This window comes from Pseudomonas sp. S2_B10, assembly GCF_054668425.1.
Genome location: NZ_CP162768.1, coordinates 5,179,743 through 5,195,809, shown reverse-complemented (window position 1 = coordinate 5,195,809; position 16,067 = coordinate 5,179,743). Strand labels below are relative to the sequence as shown.

General features: G+C 62.6%; 14 protein-coding genes. All 14 read left to right on the top strand.

Annotation, left to right across the window (positions count from 1 at the left end; all coding sequences use genetic code 11):
• The first annotated feature begins 80 nt into the window (after positions 1–80).
• The 14 genes from AB4O45_RS23180 to AB4O45_RS23115 all read left to right on the top strand — a co-directional run bounded on the left by AB4O45_RS23180 (position 81) and on the right by AB4O45_RS23115 (position 16,064).
• Positions 81–1,433, top strand: coding sequence for a UDP-glucose dehydrogenase family protein (locus AB4O45_RS23180; protein ID WP_016774103.1), 1,353 nt, complete (start codon positions 81–83; stop codon positions 1,431–1,433).
• Positions 1,430–2,464, top strand: a complete 1,035-nt coding sequence (locus AB4O45_RS23175; RefSeq protein ID WP_041478601.1) for an NAD-dependent epimerase — start codon at positions 1,430–1,432, stop codon at positions 2,462–2,464. The genes AB4O45_RS23180 and AB4O45_RS23175 overlap by 4 nt, the downstream gene beginning before the upstream one ends.
• A 14-nt stretch (positions 2,465–2,478) precedes the next feature.
• Positions 2,479–3,225: a sugar transferase gene (locus AB4O45_RS23170; protein ID WP_016774101.1), complete on the top strand. Its 747-nt coding sequence runs from the start codon at positions 2,479–2,481 to the stop codon at positions 3,223–3,225.
• Positions 3,225–3,872, top strand: coding sequence for a CpsD/CapB family tyrosine-protein kinase (locus tag AB4O45_RS23165; protein ID WP_024012451.1), 648 nt, complete (start codon positions 3,225–3,227; stop codon positions 3,870–3,872). The genes AB4O45_RS23170 and AB4O45_RS23165 overlap by 1 nt, the downstream gene beginning before the upstream one ends.
• A gap of 21 nt (positions 3,873–3,893) precedes the next feature.
• Positions 3,894–4,916 (top strand): polysaccharide biosynthesis/export family protein, encoded by a 1,023-nt coding sequence (locus tag AB4O45_RS23160; RefSeq protein ID WP_095179536.1) that lies wholly within the window; start codon positions 3,894–3,896, stop codon positions 4,914–4,916.
• A 16-nt stretch (positions 4,917–4,932) separates the two neighbouring features.
• Positions 4,933–6,525, top strand: coding sequence for a GumC family protein (locus AB4O45_RS23155; protein ID WP_236169334.1), 1,593 nt, complete (start codon positions 4,933–4,935; stop codon positions 6,523–6,525).
• Entirely contained in the window at positions 6,522–7,613 is a 1,092-nt protein-coding gene (locus AB4O45_RS23150; protein ID WP_252877837.1) for a glycosyltransferase family 4 protein, read from the top strand. The genes AB4O45_RS23155 and AB4O45_RS23150 overlap by 4 nt, the downstream gene beginning before the upstream one ends.
• Entirely contained in the window at positions 7,610–8,980 is a 1,371-nt protein-coding gene (locus tag AB4O45_RS23145) for an O-antigen ligase family protein (protein ID WP_256811202.1), read from the top strand. Before AB4O45_RS23150 ends, AB4O45_RS23145 begins: the two co-directional genes overlap by 4 nt.
• Positions 8,977–9,945 (top strand): glycosyltransferase family 2 protein, encoded by a 969-nt coding sequence (locus tag AB4O45_RS23140; protein WP_305382627.1) that lies wholly within the window; start codon positions 8,977–8,979, stop codon positions 9,943–9,945. The genes AB4O45_RS23145 and AB4O45_RS23140 overlap by 4 nt, the downstream gene beginning before the upstream one ends.
• Positions 9,938–11,074, top strand: coding sequence for a glycosyltransferase family 2 protein (locus AB4O45_RS23135; protein ID WP_460160595.1), 1,137 nt, complete (start codon positions 9,938–9,940; stop codon positions 11,072–11,074). Before AB4O45_RS23140 ends, AB4O45_RS23135 begins: the two co-directional genes overlap by 8 nt.
• 13 nt (positions 11,075–11,087) lie before the next feature.
• Entirely contained in the window at positions 11,088–12,089 is a 1,002-nt protein-coding gene (locus AB4O45_RS23130) for a polysaccharide deacetylase family protein (RefSeq protein ID WP_460160594.1), read from the top strand.
• Complete coding sequence (locus AB4O45_RS23125) at positions 12,086–13,390, top strand: oligosaccharide flippase family protein (protein ID WP_460160593.1); 1,305 nt, start codon at positions 12,086–12,088, stop codon at positions 13,388–13,390. The genes AB4O45_RS23130 and AB4O45_RS23125 overlap by 4 nt, the downstream gene beginning before the upstream one ends.
• Positions 13,387–15,306: a hypothetical protein gene (locus AB4O45_RS23120; RefSeq protein ID WP_460160592.1), complete on the top strand. Its 1,920-nt coding sequence runs from the start codon at positions 13,387–13,389 to the stop codon at positions 15,304–15,306. Before AB4O45_RS23125 ends, AB4O45_RS23120 begins: the two co-directional genes overlap by 4 nt.
• Before the next feature lie 68 nt (positions 15,307–15,374).
• A complete protein-coding gene (locus AB4O45_RS23115) occupies positions 15,375–16,064 on the top strand; it encodes a GNAT family N-acetyltransferase (RefSeq protein WP_095179528.1) in 690 nt (229 codons plus the stop codon).
• Positions 16,065–16,067: the final 3 nt, after the last annotated feature.

Below are 16,067 nucleotides of genomic sequence, written 5' to 3'. Positions count from 1 at the left end.
ACGCTTTTCAAACCCTGCGCTATACCCCTTTAACAATCTCATTCCGTAGTTAACTTTTCTGGTTTTATTGAGGTGCGCAGATGGACGTGAGCGTATTTGGCACTGGCTATGTCGGACTTATACAAGCCGCTGCACTTGCCGATGTCGGCCATCGGGTTTTATGCATTGATATTGATCCCAACAAGATCAAACAACTGCAACAAGCGGTACCGCCTATCAGTGAGCCAGGCCTGTCCGCAACACTTGAAGAAAACATCAAGGCCGGGCGCTTGTTGTTCAGCACCCAGGCCAGTGATGCGGTGACTCACGCCGAGCTGATTTTCATCGCCGTCGGCACCCCGGCGGACGAAGACGGCTCAGCCGACCTCAGCCATGTACTCAACGTCGCCCGGCAGATCGCCGGTCTGATGGAGGCCGATCGCACGCTGATCATCAAATCCACAGTGCCGGTCGGGACTGCCGACCAGGTTCTGGCCACGGCCACCAGCGAATTGCTGTTGCGCGGCAAAACCGAGCTGCAGGTGCGGGTGGTATCCAACCCGGAATTTCTCAAGGAAGGCAGTGCCCTCGCCGACTGCATGCGCCCGGACCGGATCATCATCGGCACCCGCGACGACGCTGCCCGCGAGCAGATGAGCGAGCTGTACGCGCCGTTCTGCCGCAACCACGAAAAACTGATGTTCATGGACAACCGCAGCGCCGAGCTGACCAAGTACGCGGCCAACGCGATGCTCGCCACCCGCATCAGTTTCATGAACGAACTGGCCAATCTCACCGAGCTGCTCGGCGCCGACATCGAAGCGGTGCGCAAAGGCATCGGCTCCGACCCGCGCATCGGCTATCACTTCATCTATCCGGGCTGCGGCTTCGGTGGCTCGTGCTTTCCCAAGGATCTGCGGGCCTTGCTGCACACCGCCGAACACAACGGCATGCCGCTGAAACTGCTGCGCAGCGTCACCGACGTCAATGACAGCCAACGGCACATCCTGTTCAGCAAATTGCGCGCGCAGTTTCCGCAAGGCCTGGCCGGCAAATCCATCGCCGTCTGGGGCCTGGCGTTCAAACCGAACACCGACGATATGCGCGAAGCCCCCAGCCGTTACCTGATGGACGCGTTGTGGGCCGAAGGCGCCAGCGTGCAGGCTTATGATCCGGAAGCCATGTCCGAGTGCCGGCGCATCTACGGCTACCGCAACGACCTCCACCTGTGCGCGACCCGCGACGACACTCTCGAAGACGCCGACGCGCTGGTGATCTGCACCGAGTGGAAAAACTTCCGCGTAGTCGATTTCGAGCTGCTCGCCGAGAAGCTGCGTTCGAAGGTGATCATCGATGGGCGCAACCTTTACAACCCGGAACAGGTTGCCGCCGCCGGCCTGCATTACAGCGGCATCGGCCTGCGCCACATCGCCCCTGAAGGGCTACGCCCATGAAAATTCTGGTGACCGGTGCCGCCGGTTTCATTGGTGCCCATTGCGTCCTGCGCTTGCTGCGCGACGGGCATTCGGTGGTCGGCCTGGACAATTTCAATCACTACTACGACCCGCAGCTCAAGCACGACCGCGTGCAGTGGGTGCGCGAGCAGGTCGGCGATTTTCCGCTGGCCACGGTGGATCTGGCCCACGCTTCGGCGATCGATGCGCTGTTTGCCCGCGAGCAGCCACAAGTGGTGATCCATCTGGCTGCGCAGGCCGGGGTGCGTTATTCGCTGGACAATCCACGGGCGTATCTGGACAGCAACCTCAACGGTTTCCTGAACATTCTCGAGAGCTGCCGCCACCACCCGGTCGAACACCTGATCTACGCCTCGTCGAGTTCGGTGTACGGCGCCAATCAACACACGCCTTACTCGGTCAAGGATGGCGTCAACCATCCGCTGTCGCTGTACGCCGCGACCAAGAAAGCCAATGAACTGATGGCGCACAGCTACAGCCATCTGTTCGGCATTCCCTGCACCGGCCTGCGCTTTTTCACCGTGTACGGGCCTTGGGGTCGGCCGGACATGTCGCCGATCCAGTTCGCCCGGGCGATCAGCGAAGGCGAGCCGCTGAAGCTGTTCAATTACGGCGAGCACCAGCGCGATTTCACCTACATCGACGACATCATCGAAAGCATCGCACGCCTCATCGATCAGCCACCGCAAGCCAATCCGCAGTGGGATCGCGAGCAGCCCGACCCGGCCAGCAGCATGGCGCCGTGGCGTCTGTTCAACATTGGCGGGCAGCAGCCGGTTGCACTGAAAACCTACCTCGCGCTGATGGAAAAACATCTCGATCGGCAAGCCATTGTCGAGCTGCTGCCGCTGCAACCGGGCGACGTGCTCAACACCTGCGCCGAGGCCAGCGATCTGGCCCAGGCCACCGGATTCCAGCCCCGGATAGAACTGGATGAAGGACTGGGCCGCTTCATCGCCTGGTTCCGCGACTACTACCCCACTGCCCGTGCGCCGCTTGCGGCTGATTGAATGCGGAGGACGCCATGACTGGACATGAAAGAAGTGTGTCGATTGCACAGATGCGCCCTGACAAGCGCGTCGACCCGGAACATCGCATGCGCCTCGACGCGGCGATCCACCGTCAGGGTCGCGGCTGGCTCAGCGGCCGCGATGGCGGCCGCCCATGGCAGCTGTCGCGGACCAACCGGGTGGTCGCCTGCCTCGGCGCGCTGACGATTCTCGTGCTGATCTCGCCGGTGCTGCTGGGTCTGGCCCTGGCCATCAAGCTCACCAGTCCGGGGCCGGTGCTGTTCGTGCAGAAACGCACCGGTTATCGCGGGCGCAAGTTCGGCATGTTCAAGTTCCGCACCATGGTCAGCAACGCCGAAGAACTCAAAGAGTCGCTGCGCCACCTGAACAAACACGGGGCTGACGCCATCGACTTCAAGATCGACAAGGACCCGCGTGTCACCGGCATCGGCAGTTTTCTGCGGCGCACCAGCCTCGACGAGCTGCCCAATCTGATCAACGTAGTGACCGGCGACATGCGCCTGGTCGGCCCTCGTCCGACCTCGTTCAACGCCTACCGCTACAAGGACAATCACCTCGCGCGTCTGGCGATCTACCCCGGCATGACCGGTCTGTGGCAGATCTCCGGACGCAGCAACATCGACTTCGACCAGCGCGTTGAGTTGGACCTCAGCTACATCGCCGAGCAGAGCCTTCTGCTTGATCTGAAGATTCTGTTGAAAACCCCCTTCAAAGTATTCAGCGGCCACGGAGCAAGCTAATGGACGGTTCAACCAATAAAAGCCTGAGCATCGCCAGCCCCAGCGAATCGAATCTGACTTCGACCGTGCTGGATCTCGATCTGCGCATTCTGTTCCTGACCGCCGCCAACCCCGGCGCCGGCACCACTACCAGCGCTCTGGCACTGGCCAGTCAGCTGGCGCAGATGAGCAGCGGCCAGGTGCTGCTGGTCGACGCCAGCCAGTCGGCGAACAACCTCACCCAGCAGATGAACCTCGGCAAGGAGCGCGGCCTGCGCGACCTGCTGTTCAACCCGGGCAACCCGCCGCTGTTGCAGGACTGCGTGGTGCAGGTCTCGAGCCTGCCCTTCCATGTGCTGCCCAACGGCCGGCCGATCCGCACGCTGGAACACCTGACCGCCGAGCGCCTGAGCCCGTTGCTCGACCAGTTGGGCAGCCAGTACCGCTTTGTGGTGATCGACGGCGACGCGGTGTATTCCGCCGCCGACACCCTGGTCATCAGTACTCAGGTCGACGGCGTGGTGTTTGTCGTGCGCGCCGAAGACACCCGCTGGGAAGTCGCCCAGGCCGCTGTGCAACGCCTGACTCAGGCCGGGGCGAAAGTGGTCGGCAGCGTGTTCAACCGGCGCAAGTACTACATGCCCAAATGGCTTTACAAAAACCTGTAAGCGAACGCAAAGGATGACGCCATGAACGCCAGAATGCTTGTCCTGCTGTTGCTGCCGCTTGCGGGCTGCTCCAGCACTTCCGACACCCAGAACATGCCGGTGAATATTCTCACCGCCTCCCCGGCCAACGCCCAGGCGACCGATATGCCGAAGATCGAGCAGACCCTGCGCCCGCAGGATGTGCTGGACGTGATCTTCCATATCAGCACCAGCGGTTCGGACGCCTACCGCGTGCAATCGGGCGACCAGATCGGCCTGAATTTCACCGCCGCCAGCCAGCTCAACGGCAATCAACTGGTGCTGCCCGACGGCACCATCGAACTGCCGGGCGCCAACACCTCGGTGAAGATCGCCGGGCTGACCAGCGAAGAAGCGCGTCAGGAAATCCAGCGCGTGTATCAGCGCAAACAGCTGTTCCAGCCCAACCGCAACCAGCTCACCGTGCAGATCATCAGCCCACTGAGCAACGAGCAGAACCTGAAAAGCGCCCTCAATCACCCGGCCACCGGCATGAGCCGCGAGATCACCGTCGGCACTGACGGCTACGCGAGTTTTCCGGAAATCGGCGCCGTGCCGCTGCAAGGCATGACCGTCAATCAACTGGAATCGTTCCTCAACAAAAAGTACGCGCAACTGCCGGGCCGCATGACCGTGGACGTGCTGCTCAAGTCCACCGCCGGCAACGAGATCTACGTGCTCGGCGAGGTCGCACAACCGGGCTCGTATCCGATCCGCCGGCCGGTGTCGGTGCTCGAGGCGCTGACCCTGGCGCGCGGTACCAACGTCAAGGCGCGGCTGGATTCGGTGGTGATCATGCGGCGCAACGGCAATCAGGTGAAAGCCGTGCGCTACGACGTCGAAAAAGCGCTGTCCGGCGACGCCCCGCAAATCGCCTACCTGCAACCGGACGACATGCTCTACGTGCCAAAAACCAAACTGGCCAGCGCCGGCGAACTCGCCCGCCAACTGGCTGATGTGGTGCTGTTCCAGGGCGTCGGTTTCAGCTTCGGCTACCGCGTCGACAACAAAGACAGTGACAACTAACTCACAGGTGACCGACATGAACCCAAAGGAAAACTACCTGCATGAGTTCTTCAGGATTTTCTTCGCCAACAAGCAGTTGGTGAAGCGCGTCTTCCTGACCTTTGCAGTCATCGCCCTGCTCCTGCCGTTGCTGCTCAAACAGAGCTTCGATATCACCGCGCAGGTCATCGTGCAGTCGAAAAAACTCTCTCAGGGCGACGCCACCACGTCGCTCACGGTGGACAACGCCACCTTCATTCCGCCGTCGCTGGCGGACATGGAAACCGAGAGCAACATCCTCCGCTCGCCAGCACTGATCCGTCAGACCATCAGCGAACTGCGCGACAACGGTGAATACAGCCCGCCACCCGGGGTGTTCGCCAAGTTGCTCGGCGAACCATTCAAGCACTACGTCTCGACGCCGCTGCGCGAGTACGTGATCAATCCGCTTCGCGACGGGCTCGGGATGGAAACCGATCCGGTACGTGACACCACCCTCGACGCCCTGACCCAGCAAGCCGTCGACAGCCTGAAAATCGAAACCCTGCCCGGTTCCAACGTGATCTCGATCACCTACAGCTTCCCGGATCCGCAGCAAGGCACGACGTTTGTCAGCGCCCTGCTGCAGAACTATCTGGTCAGCCGTCAGGCCCTGCAATCGATCGACTTGCCGCAGTCGTTCTACGAGACCAAAAAGCACCAGTATCAAGTGCGTCTCGATGGCCTGGAAGGTAATCGTCAAGCACTGCTGGAAAATGTCGGCGCAGCGGATCCGAAGGAGGAAATCACCTTCCGCCTCAACGCCATCAACACTGAAGAACAGGCGCTGAACCTGTATCAGGACCGCCTGCTGCAAAGCCAGCGCTGGCTCGAATATCTGAAAACCGCGCTCGCCGCCGCCAGCAGTAGCAAGCTCAACGACTACACCTTCCCCTACACCTTCACCACCACCGTCGACAACGTGGCGTTCGAGGACCGGGAAATCAAACAGATGGGCGAGCAACTGACCAGCCAGGTCAGCCGTTACATGAACGATCTGGCGGTGTTCCAGCCCGGCAGCGAACCGATGCTGTTGACCCGCGAGCAGATCGCCCGCACCCGTCAGCAGTTTCTCAAAGTGGTGAGCAACCGCATCCAGGAACGCACCGCCGACCTGGCCGTGGTCAAGCAGGTGATCGAGCAGAAAACCGCGCGCATCGCCGAGTTCAAGAACCGCATCCGCGACCTGCAGCAGACCCAGAGCAAACTGCGCCAGATGGACACCGAGATCGATGCGCTGCACGCAGCGTTCTCGACCTATGCCCAGCGTTTTGCCGAAAGCAGCACCACGCGCTCGCTCAACGATGACCTGTCCAACGCCCGGGTACTCAGCCCGCCGTTCGAACCGACCGAGGCAGCGTTCCCGAAACCGCTGCTGATCATCCCTTTCGGGCTGTTCACCGGTCTGCTGCTGGCAATCGCGTTCGTCTACGTGCGTGAGTTCTTCGACCATCGCTTCAAGCATCCGGCGCAAATCAGCCATGAACTGGGTCTGCCGGTCTTGTTGGTACTCAACGAAGAAACGTCACAGCCGGGCAATCCGCACAAGAACTGGACCATGCCGAGCCTGGTTCACTGGGTGCGCAATTGAACGCGGTGTCCACCCCAATCGTCGCCCTGCCGATCATTCATTTGCTCAGCAGCGGCGGCTTCTACGGGGCCGAGCGGATGTTGCTGGATCATTGCCTGGCCACGCCGGGGCAGCACCAGGTGCTGTTCCTCGACGCACCGCCTGAGCTGATCTCGCGCTTTCGCGAGGCTGGGGTGGACGCTCGCGCTTGTTCAGGGCCGGGCGAGCTGTTGCGGCACTTGCGTCAGCGCCGTGGCGACAAACCGTTGCTCAACACCCACAACTTCAAAGGACTGCTGTTCGGCTGGGTCGGCGCCACGCTGTTGCGCCTGCCGCTAGTGATCACCCAGCACGGGTTCACGCCGCGCAGTCGCAAGCAGAAGTTCTACACCTGGCTAAGCCTGCAACTGTGCCGCACGGCGTCGGTAAAACGGGTGGTCTGCGTGGCGGAAAGTATCGCCGTGCTGCACCGTCAGGCCAACGTCCGGACGGAGAAGTTGCAGGTGATTCCCAACGGTTTACCAGCGGCGCCAGCGATGCCGTCGCTGGCAGAGCGGCAACGCTGGCTGGCCGGTTACGTCGGGCGGTTGAGCAGTGAAAAAGGCCCGGACCTGTTCCTCGATGCGCTGATCGCGTTGTGTCACCAGCATCCGCAACTGGACGCGGTGATGCTCGGTGACGGCCCGGAACGCGAGGCCTTGCAGGCGCGCATCGATGCTGCCGGGTTGCAGCAGCGGATTCGCCTGCCGGGCTACCAGACGGCGATGCAAGGCTGGTGGCAGCAACTCGATGCGTTGGTGATCAGCTCGCGCACCGAGGGCACGCCAATGATTCTGCTCGAAGCGATGCAGGCCGGCGTGCCGGTTGTGGCGTTCGCGGTCGGCGGTATTCCCGATGTCCTGCAGGACCGTCACAACGGCCTGCTCGCGGCGCCGACGGATACCGCCGCCCTCGCCCGCCAGCTCGACACCTTGCTGGCCGAACCGAAGCTGGCCGCGCAGTTGCGTGAAAACGCCAGACGCACCCAACAGGAACGCTACGACCTCAAGGCTTTGGCCGAACGCTGGTCGCAGCTGTACATCCAAACGGCACGGGAGACACGCGCATGATTTTCCCGCTCTCGATCGTCAGTCTGTTCGCCCTGGTCAGCCTCGGTCTGCTGGCCAGTCCCTGGCCGTATCTGGCGCCGGGGGCAGTGATTGGCCTGGTCGGTTTCACCGTCCTGTACCGCAAGCCGACCTGGGGCCTGCTCGGCATTGCCGCGCTGGTACCGTTCGAAGGGTTCTTCAAAGACAGTTCAGTGTCGGGAAGCAAGTTGCTCGGCGCCTCGCTGGCGGTGATCGTGATGCTGCAACTGGCGCTGCACCAGATTCCGTCGCAACGCCTTCGCAGCAACCTGTGGCACTGCCTGATCGGCTTCATGGTTCTGTATTTTCTCAGCCTGCTCAATACCGATGACATGGGCATGTCGCTGGGGCATCTGCGCGAACTCAGCGTTGGTCTGGTGCTGTTTGTCATTACCTTGTTGATCGGCCGCGAACTGAACCTCGACCTGTTCGCCCGGCTGGTGACCCTCGCCGTCACCGCGACCTGCGCCATGGCAATGTTCTCGGCGAAGTTTCAGGATCAGGGCCGCGCCGCCGGCCTGCTCGAAGACCCCAACGCCTTCGCTATGCTCATCGCCTTCGCCATTCCTCTGGGCCTGCTGCTGGTGATCCGCAGCCCGAACCTGCTGCACCGCTTGTTCTGGGGCGCCTGCTGCCTGCTGTTGCTGGGCGGCATGACCAAGACCGAATCGCGCTCAGGTCTGGTGGTATTGGCGTTGAGCCTGCTCATCGGCATTTGGCACTACCGCGCGCAACTGACCCACATCCGCCCACGGCATCTGGGTTTCGTCATGCTCGGTGCGGCCATCGTGATTCCGCTGGCGATCTACGCCATGCCGGCCGGTTACATGGCGCGGATCCAGTCATTGAGCATCCTCAGCGCCGGCTCCAAGGCGCAGGACGAATCCCTCGGCCGCCGTGCTTCCTACATCGTCGTCGGCGGCCAGATGATCCGCGAACATCCGGTGCTCGGCTCCGGTCCCGGGACCTTCCCGTTGCATTACGCGACCACCGGTTACGCCAAGGCGTTTTCCGCCAACCGCAAGATCGGCGATCTGTACCGCCGCGCCCACAACACCTATCTGGAAATCTTCAGCGAACTGGGCGTGCCCGCCGGGCTGTTCTTCGTCGGCATGCTCGGGCTCGGTCTGTACAACCTGATTCGCGCGCGGGCGGCGTGGATGCTGCGCGGTGATGGACATCGGGCGGACATGATGACCCACATGGGGGTGAGCTTTCTGTCGCTGACCCTGTTCCTGATGTTCCTCAGCGCGCCGAACCAGAAATACGTGTGGATCATGCTGGCGCTGACCAGCGTCCTGCGCATCAAGGCCGAGCAGGCGCCACTGACCCCGGAGACGCAGGCATGAAGCGGATCAGCATCGTCATCCCGATGTACAACGAGGCGCGGCACATTGGCCGTACCCTGCTCGCCGCGCAGAAAGCCGCACACGCGGCCAACGTCGAGTGCGAGCTGATCGTGGTCGACAACGGCTCGACCGATCAGGGTCCGCAGATTGCCCGGCAGTTCGGCGCAACCGTGCTGAGCTTGCCGGGGCTGTTGATCGGCGCTCTACGCAATCGCGGCACGGCGATCGCCAGCGGGGAATGGCTGGCCTTCATCGACGCCGACGTGGAAATGCCTGAAACCTGGTTGCAGCCCTTGTTCGACATCCAAGCCAGTGGCCAAGCCGATGTGTTCGGCCTGGATCTGCATACGCCGGCCGAGGCGCCATGGTTCGCCACGGCCTGGCAGCGGCGCACTTCGCAGCCGTCGCACCGGGTCAGCCACAGTGTCGATTGGCTGCCCAGTTCCAACCTGCTGATGCGTCGCGACTGGTTCGACAAGGTCGGCGGTTTCAACGAGGCCCTGCGCACTGGCGAAGACAAGGAATTCACCCTGCGCCTGCACGAACAGGGCGCGCGTCTGCTGTCGGTCAATGACAAGGTCGCGCTGCACTGGGGTTACGAGATGAACTGGCGCGAATGGATGGGCAAGGAAATGTGGCGTCAGGGCAGCCATCTGCAACTGCTGCGCACCCATGGCATGAGCCTGCGCCTGCTGCGCTTTCCAATATTGTCGTTGTTGGTGTGGATCCTCGATTTCCTGGCGATTTCCGCACTGCTAGACGGCTTTCCCCATCACGCGGCGGTGATGGTCACCCTGACCGTGATCCCCGGTCTGGTCCTGAGCGTTCGCCAGAGCATCAAGCACCGCGATCCGGTTCTGCTCCTGCAACTGTGGGGCCTGCACTGGCTGCGCCTGCACCTGGCCGGCGCGGCGTTCATTTTGAGTCTGTGTCAGTGGAACGCAAGGAGGCCTGCCCGTGGCTGAGTTCATTTTCTGGATGTGCCTGTTGCTGCCGGTCTACGCCTACGTCGGCTACCCGCTGTTGCTGACGATCCTCGCGCCGCTGTTTCCAGCGTGGCGACACACGCCGGCGCCGCCGCTGAACGTCAGCATCGTCATCGCCGCGCACAACGAGGCGCGGCATATCGAGCACAAGTTGCGCACGCTGCTGGCCCAGGATTATCAACCGGCAACGCTGCAGATCATTCTCGCCAGCGACGGCTCTACCGATGACACCGTGGCCTGCGCGCACAAAGTGATTGATCCGCGCATCACCGTGCTTGACCTGCCGCGTCAGGGCAAAGCCGCCACGCTGAATGCCGGCGCGGCCCTGAGCAGCGGCGACATTCTGGTGTTCACCGATGCCGACAACCAATGGTCACGCGACACCCTCGGTCACTTGCTCGCGCCGCTGAGCGATCCACAGGTCGGCGCTTGCGCCGGGCACATGGTGATCCAGGTCACCGGTGGCGGTCTGAGTGTCGGCGACAGCCTCTATCGGCATTACGAAGGCTGGTTGCGCCGGGTCGAGAACCGCACCGGTTGCATGGTCTCGGCCGACGGCGCCCTGCTCGCCCTGCGCCGCGAGTTGTTCCAGAACGTACCGGCCGAGGTCAATGACGACTTTTTTATCAGCACCTGCGCGCCGGTAGCCGGCAAGCGCATCGTCTACGTGCCCGAAGCGCAAGTGATCGACCATGGCGTCGACGAGGCGGACAAACAGTTTCGCCGCCGTCAGCGCGTCACCGTCGGCGGCCTGCAAAGCCTGGCCCAGCGCCGCGAGCTGCTCAACCCGCTCAAGCATGGCCTGTATTCCCTGGCGTTGATCAGCCACAAATTGATCCGCCGCCTGGCGCCGGTACTCCTGCTGCCATTGCTGCTGAGCAATTGCTGGCTGTGGGACGAGCACGCTTTCTATCGCCTGAGCCTGATCGCGCAACTGTTCGGCTACAGCGTGGCAATTGCCGGGCTGCTGGATGCGCAACACCGCTTGCCGAAACCGTTCCGCCTCGCCGCGTTTCTGCTGGTCACCCTCGCCGGGATGAGTCTCGGCCTGTGGCAGTTCCTGCGCGGTCAGCGGTATGCCCAGTGGAATCCGGAACAGAACCGTTAAGAGGACCGAAGCCATGGCGATCAAACAACTGATAAAAAGCACCAGTGGCTGGCTCTATCTCAACTCGCCGGTGGGCCGTCAGCAGTTGCAGGGCACGGGGGTGATTCTGATGCTGCACCGCGTGCTGTCCAATGACCGCGCCGCCGACCTGCCGCACCGCAATGAACTGTGCGTCGGACCGAAAGCGTTCGAGCATTTGCTGGTGTGGCTGCGCAAGCATTTCGACTGCGTGCCGCTGATGGAAATTCTCCAGCCCAACGCCCTGCGCAGCGAGCGCCCACGGGTGGCGCTGACCTTTGACGATGGCTGGCGTGACAACGCCGTCAACGCCTTCCCGTTGCTGCAGAAACACCAGGTGCCGGCGAGCATTTTTCTCTCCACCGATTTCATCGGCAGCCGCCAGCGTTTCTGGTGGGAAAGCCTTGGCGAAACCCTATGGGGCAGCCATGGCGATAAAGCACGCATGCACCTGATCGAATGCCTGCATGCGCGCAAACATCCGCTGCCGGTGCTGCTTGATGACATCGATGTCGAGCGCCGCAGCCTGGCGCTGCTGCATTACCTGCAAGGGCTGAAAAGCCTGGCTCCGCAGGAGCTGGAAGAACTCACCGACGAATGCCCGAAGGACTCGCTGCCACAGGCACTGGACTGGCATCAGGTGCGGGCAATGGAAGCCTCCGGTCTGGTGCGGTTCGGCCCGCACGGCGCCAGCCACGCAATCCTCACCGGTCTCGATGATGCGCGCCTGAGCGAAGAAATCCGCCGCAGCCGCGACGCATTGAACAACGGCTGCAACCGACCTCTACCGGTCTATTGCTACCCCAACGGCGACAACGATGATCGCGTTCGCCAGCAGGTCGCGGACCACGATTACCCGTTTGCGCTGGGCACCGGCACCGGGATCTATCGCGGCGACGGCGATCCGCTGAACCTGCCGCGTTTCGGCGTCAGCCAGCGCACCGCGCGCCATCCGCAATTGCTGTCTTGGCGGATCTACCGGGGAGCGCGGCCATGAGCCGAGGCAACTACCTCAAGCACCTCGCGTTGAGCATGGGCACCAAGCTGGCGATGATCGCCTTGCGTTTGCTGCGCAACGTCTTGCTCGCGCGGATTCTCGGCCCCAGCGAACGCGGCCTGTTCGCCCTGCTCAGCACCCTGCCTGACCTGATCAGCGCGGCCACCAGCGGCGGTTTGAATTCGGCGGTCGGTTATCAGGCGGCCAAGCAGCGGCCGATGGGTTTGCTGCTCAGCCAGGTGCTGGTGTTCGGTTGTTTGCTGGCCGGTTTGCTGACTTTGCTGGTGGTGGCGCTGGTGCGCGAATTTGGCACGCAACTGGACGTGACCATGCAACTGGGCCTGCTCGCCTGGCTGTTGCTGCTGGCGGTGCCGTTGACCGTGTTGAAAAGCGGCCTGCTGACCCTGCACAACGCCTCGGGTGGCGTGGTCGCATTCAACGTCTTGCGCCTGATCGAATCGCTGGCGCCGCTGTTGCTGTTCGTCGCACTGTTCTGGATGTGGCAGAGCGCGGCGTTGGAGGCAGCGCTGATCAGTTGGCTGGCCGGTATCAGTCTGGTGGTGCTCGCCGGTTGGGTCTGGCTGAAGCGGGCGCAGCCATTGCAGCTGCAATGGGATCGCGCCAGCCAGAAGGAGCTGCTGCGCTACAGCGCGCGCAGCCATCCCGATCTGCTGTTCCAGCAAGTGATTTTGCGCTCCGATTACCTGTTCATCGGCGCCCTGCTTGGCAGCACCGCGCTGGGCCATTACGCCATGGCCAGCGCTGCTGCCGAATTGCTGTTGATCGTCCCCGAAGCGGTGACCACACCGCTGATGAAACGCCTGCTGCAACAGGATGAAGGCATGGACAAGGTCACTCCGCTGGCGCTGCGCCTGACCGCGACGGTGATGCTCGGCGCCTGTTTGAGCATGGCCGTGATCGGCGAGTGGTTGATCGTCACCCTGTTTGGCGCTGCCTACCAACCGGCGTACCCGGCGCTGCTGGCGTTGCTGCCGGGGCTGTTGGGTCTGTGCTACGCGAGCATTCTGCGCCTGGACTTGCTGGGCAAGAATCGCCCCGGCTCGGTGTCGTTGTTGATGGGCCTGGGCGCGCTGCTCAATCTGGCGCTGAACCTGGTGCTGATTCCGACCTACGGCATCGTCGGCGCCGCCGCCGCATCATCGATCGCCTATCTGGCGGTGACCGTGGCCATGCTCGTGCTGTATTGCCGTTTGAGCGCTGTGCCGTTCTGGCAAACCCTGATCATCCTGCCCCGCGACGTGCTGCCGATGTGGTCGATGCTGCAGAGGAAGCCCGCATGAAAGGCTGGTACCTGCTGTTCGGTCTCGGCCTGTCGCTGGACGCTTTGGCGGCGTCGATGCGCTGGGGCGAGATTCGTGACGGCAGTCTGTTTCTGCAAACCGATCAGCCTGACAGCGTGACCGTGCGCTGGACCCCGGCGTGGCAAGCGGATGCCAACGAAGAGCAACTGTACCTGCTCGACGGTCGCGGCAAATTGCTCGGCGAACGCTTGATCAAGGCCAGCGAAACCCGTGGCAGCCAGACCTGGCCGCTGCTGCCCGGCGCGGCGAGTTATCGACTGGAAATTCCCGGCTACAGCTTCCGCCACTACCGCATCGAACACGATGAACGCACCGTTGCCCTGTTTGCCCCGGCCAAAGTGCACTTCAGTGCCGAAAGCAAAAATGGCGACGTGCTGTATTTCAAAGTCGCGGCCGGTGAGCATGCAGTGCTCGCCGGCAAATTTCACGGCGGCGTCACCGCGCTACAGGCGCAGCGGATCGGCGACCACCAGGCGCTGACTCTCGCACTAAAGCCCTATCGCGCCTATTGGCAGTTCGATCAGGTCGCGTTGCCAGTCAGCCCCCGCGAGCAGGTCTGGCGCCTGCAACTGCAGGGCAGCGGCAAAGCGGCGTTCTGGCTTGATGGCACGACTAATCTGTTTGCGCAGAATCCGCAGCAACTGCAACCGCTGCGCGAAGACGTCGGAGATGTCCGGCTGGTGCTGCATGACAAAGTCCTCGGGCGCACGCCGGATCTCGGTATTGCCCTGCCCTACGTGATGCCGCCCGCAGCCAGCCACGCGCTGCTCGATGCGCTGAAACCGACGGCAGCGAGCTATTACAGTTTCGTCGACGTCACGGCGCAGAACCCGCAATTCGAAGACGCGTTTCGCCGGGTCTATCAGCAGCGCTTCGGCATTCGCAACGACATCACCCTGCTGGCGGGCAGTCAGCGCCAGGCCGATCTGCGCGCCGACGTGCAGAGCAACAGCGGCCTCGACGCCTGGCTGGCCACCACCCGCGCACTGGGCGGCAACGGCATGCACTACATCGGTTTTGCCGACGAGCCCAATCTCAACTATTCCAGCTACGAGCAATATCAGGCGATTTTCACCAGCATGGCCCGTCAGGTGCGCAGCGACCCGGCGAATGCCCGCGCCGGTGTGCGCATCGCCATGCCGGCCAGTTCGCGACTGGTCAACGGCCCGTTCGCCGATAACGCGGCGGACAAGCGCGGAATCGATTGGGCACGGCGCCTGCTCAGCGAGTCAGCCGATCAGGTCGATGCACTGGCCTGGCATGAATGGATGATTCGCGATCTGCTCGCCACCCGCGTCTACCGCGACAGCGTGCGCCGTGCCGCCGAACTGGTCGGCCGCGACGCCAATGGTCAGCCGCGCAAGGCCTTGCTTCTCGATCAGACCAACCTGTCCAGCGGCTCCAGCCTCAGCCCCTACGATCAGGAAACCCACTACACCTCGCTGTGGTGGGCCTCAGTGGTGATCAATGCCTCGCAGGACGGCTTGCTGAGCATGCTCAACTGGTTTCAGGCCGCTGACGAACCGCATTACCCCAAAGGCATGTTGCGCGTGTTGGGCGACGATCGCTTCGAGCTGAAACCGGTCGGCCTGGCCCAGCAATTCATCGCCCGCCACTGGCTGCACCAGGTGCTGCAACTGGACAACGATGCCTTTGAGGTGGATGTGCTGGCGATGGCCGGCGACGAGCAGCGCACGTTGCTCGGAGTGAACAAAGGTACGCGCCTGCAACGCGTCGATCTGAGCGGCGCCCGATGCCCGCTCAACCATGGCGCCCTGCGTTACTTCGGCGCCGACAATCGCAGCCGCGACGCACCGTTTGCCTGCGACAACGGGCGCGTGCGTTTCGAACTGCCGGGGCAAACCCTGTTTGCCCTGAGCTGGAGCGCTTCATGAGCCGCCCTTCGATGCTCTGCCGCGTGGGCTTGATGCCGCGCATGGCACCCTCATCAGGAGAAGAGACCATGGATGTTTTGCAAAAACTCAGCGGACATATTCGTCGTAAAGGCCTGCGAGCGACCTTGGGCAAGATCCGCAAACTGTACATTTTTTCCCATCAGCAACTGCTGTGGATGGAGCGCGACCTGGTCAGCCCGGTGCCGCCGCACAAGCTCAAACCCTATCCGCCGTTGCGCGTGGTCAGGATCACCGCGGACAACGCCAGCGCTTTCGCGCGTTACTTTGGCGACCGTGTCGGCACGATGGCCGAGCTGGCCAAAGAGGGCCACACCGGGCACATGCATGTCGACGAGCAAGGCGATGCCGTGGCGTTTATCTGGGGCACGCCGCGCAGTTATTTCGATCGGCACTACTACGGCTGCCGATTCCCGGTGAAGCCCGGCGAGTTCTTCGAGTTCGGCGGCGAACTGGCCCGGGCCTACTGGGGGACAGAGCTGTCGGTGGACCTGCAATTGCGCCTGTGGGAAGCCATGGCCGCCCAGGGCTGCCGAAAAGTGGTCGATGTCTGTGAGTCGACCAACATCCCGGCACTCAAGCTGCATCTGCGCATGAGCTATACCGAACAACGGCGGATCATGAATATCTACACGCTGTTCGGCCGCTGGCGCTTCTATCGCGAAACCCGCTACAGCGGTTCGCGCCTGGCGGCGCTGGGTAAAACTTCCCGTCCACCTGTCAACGCAACGGCGGCCTGAACC

Bases quoted from the DNA above. Each gene is read 5' to 3' on its own strand.
- AB4O45_RS23180 (WP_016774103.1), top strand. From the start codon at position 81: ATGGACGTGAGCGTATTTGGCACTGGCTATGTCGGACTTATACAAGCC.
- AB4O45_RS23175 (WP_041478601.1), top strand. From the start codon at position 1,430: ATGAAAATTCTGGTGACCGGTGCCGCCGGTTTCATTGGTGCCCATTGC.
- AB4O45_RS23170 (WP_016774101.1), top strand. From the start codon at position 2,479: ATGACTGGACATGAAAGAAGTGTGTCGATTGCACAGATGCGCCCTGAC.
- AB4O45_RS23165 (WP_024012451.1), top strand. From the start codon at position 3,225: ATGGACGGTTCAACCAATAAAAGCCTGAGCATCGCCAGCCCCAGCGAA.
- AB4O45_RS23160 (WP_095179536.1), top strand. From the start codon at position 3,894: ATGAACGCCAGAATGCTTGTCCTGCTGTTGCTGCCGCTTGCGGGCTGC.
- AB4O45_RS23155 (WP_236169334.1), top strand. From the start codon at position 4,933: ATGAACCCAAAGGAAAACTACCTGCATGAGTTCTTCAGGATTTTCTTC.
- AB4O45_RS23145 (WP_256811202.1), top strand. From the start codon at position 7,610: ATGATTTTCCCGCTCTCGATCGTCAGTCTGTTCGCCCTGGTCAGCCTC.
- AB4O45_RS23140 (WP_305382627.1), top strand. From the start codon at position 8,977: ATGAAGCGGATCAGCATCGTCATCCCGATGTACAACGAGGCGCGGCAC.
- AB4O45_RS23130 (WP_460160594.1), top strand. From the start codon at position 11,088: ATGGCGATCAAACAACTGATAAAAAGCACCAGTGGCTGGCTCTATCTC.
- AB4O45_RS23125 (WP_460160593.1), top strand. From the start codon at position 12,086: ATGAGCCGAGGCAACTACCTCAAGCACCTCGCGTTGAGCATGGGCACC.
- AB4O45_RS23120 (WP_460160592.1), top strand. From the start codon at position 13,387: ATGAAAGGCTGGTACCTGCTGTTCGGTCTCGGCCTGTCGCTGGACGCT.
- AB4O45_RS23115 (WP_095179528.1), top strand. From the start codon at position 15,375: ATGGATGTTTTGCAAAAACTCAGCGGACATATTCGTCGTAAAGGCCTG.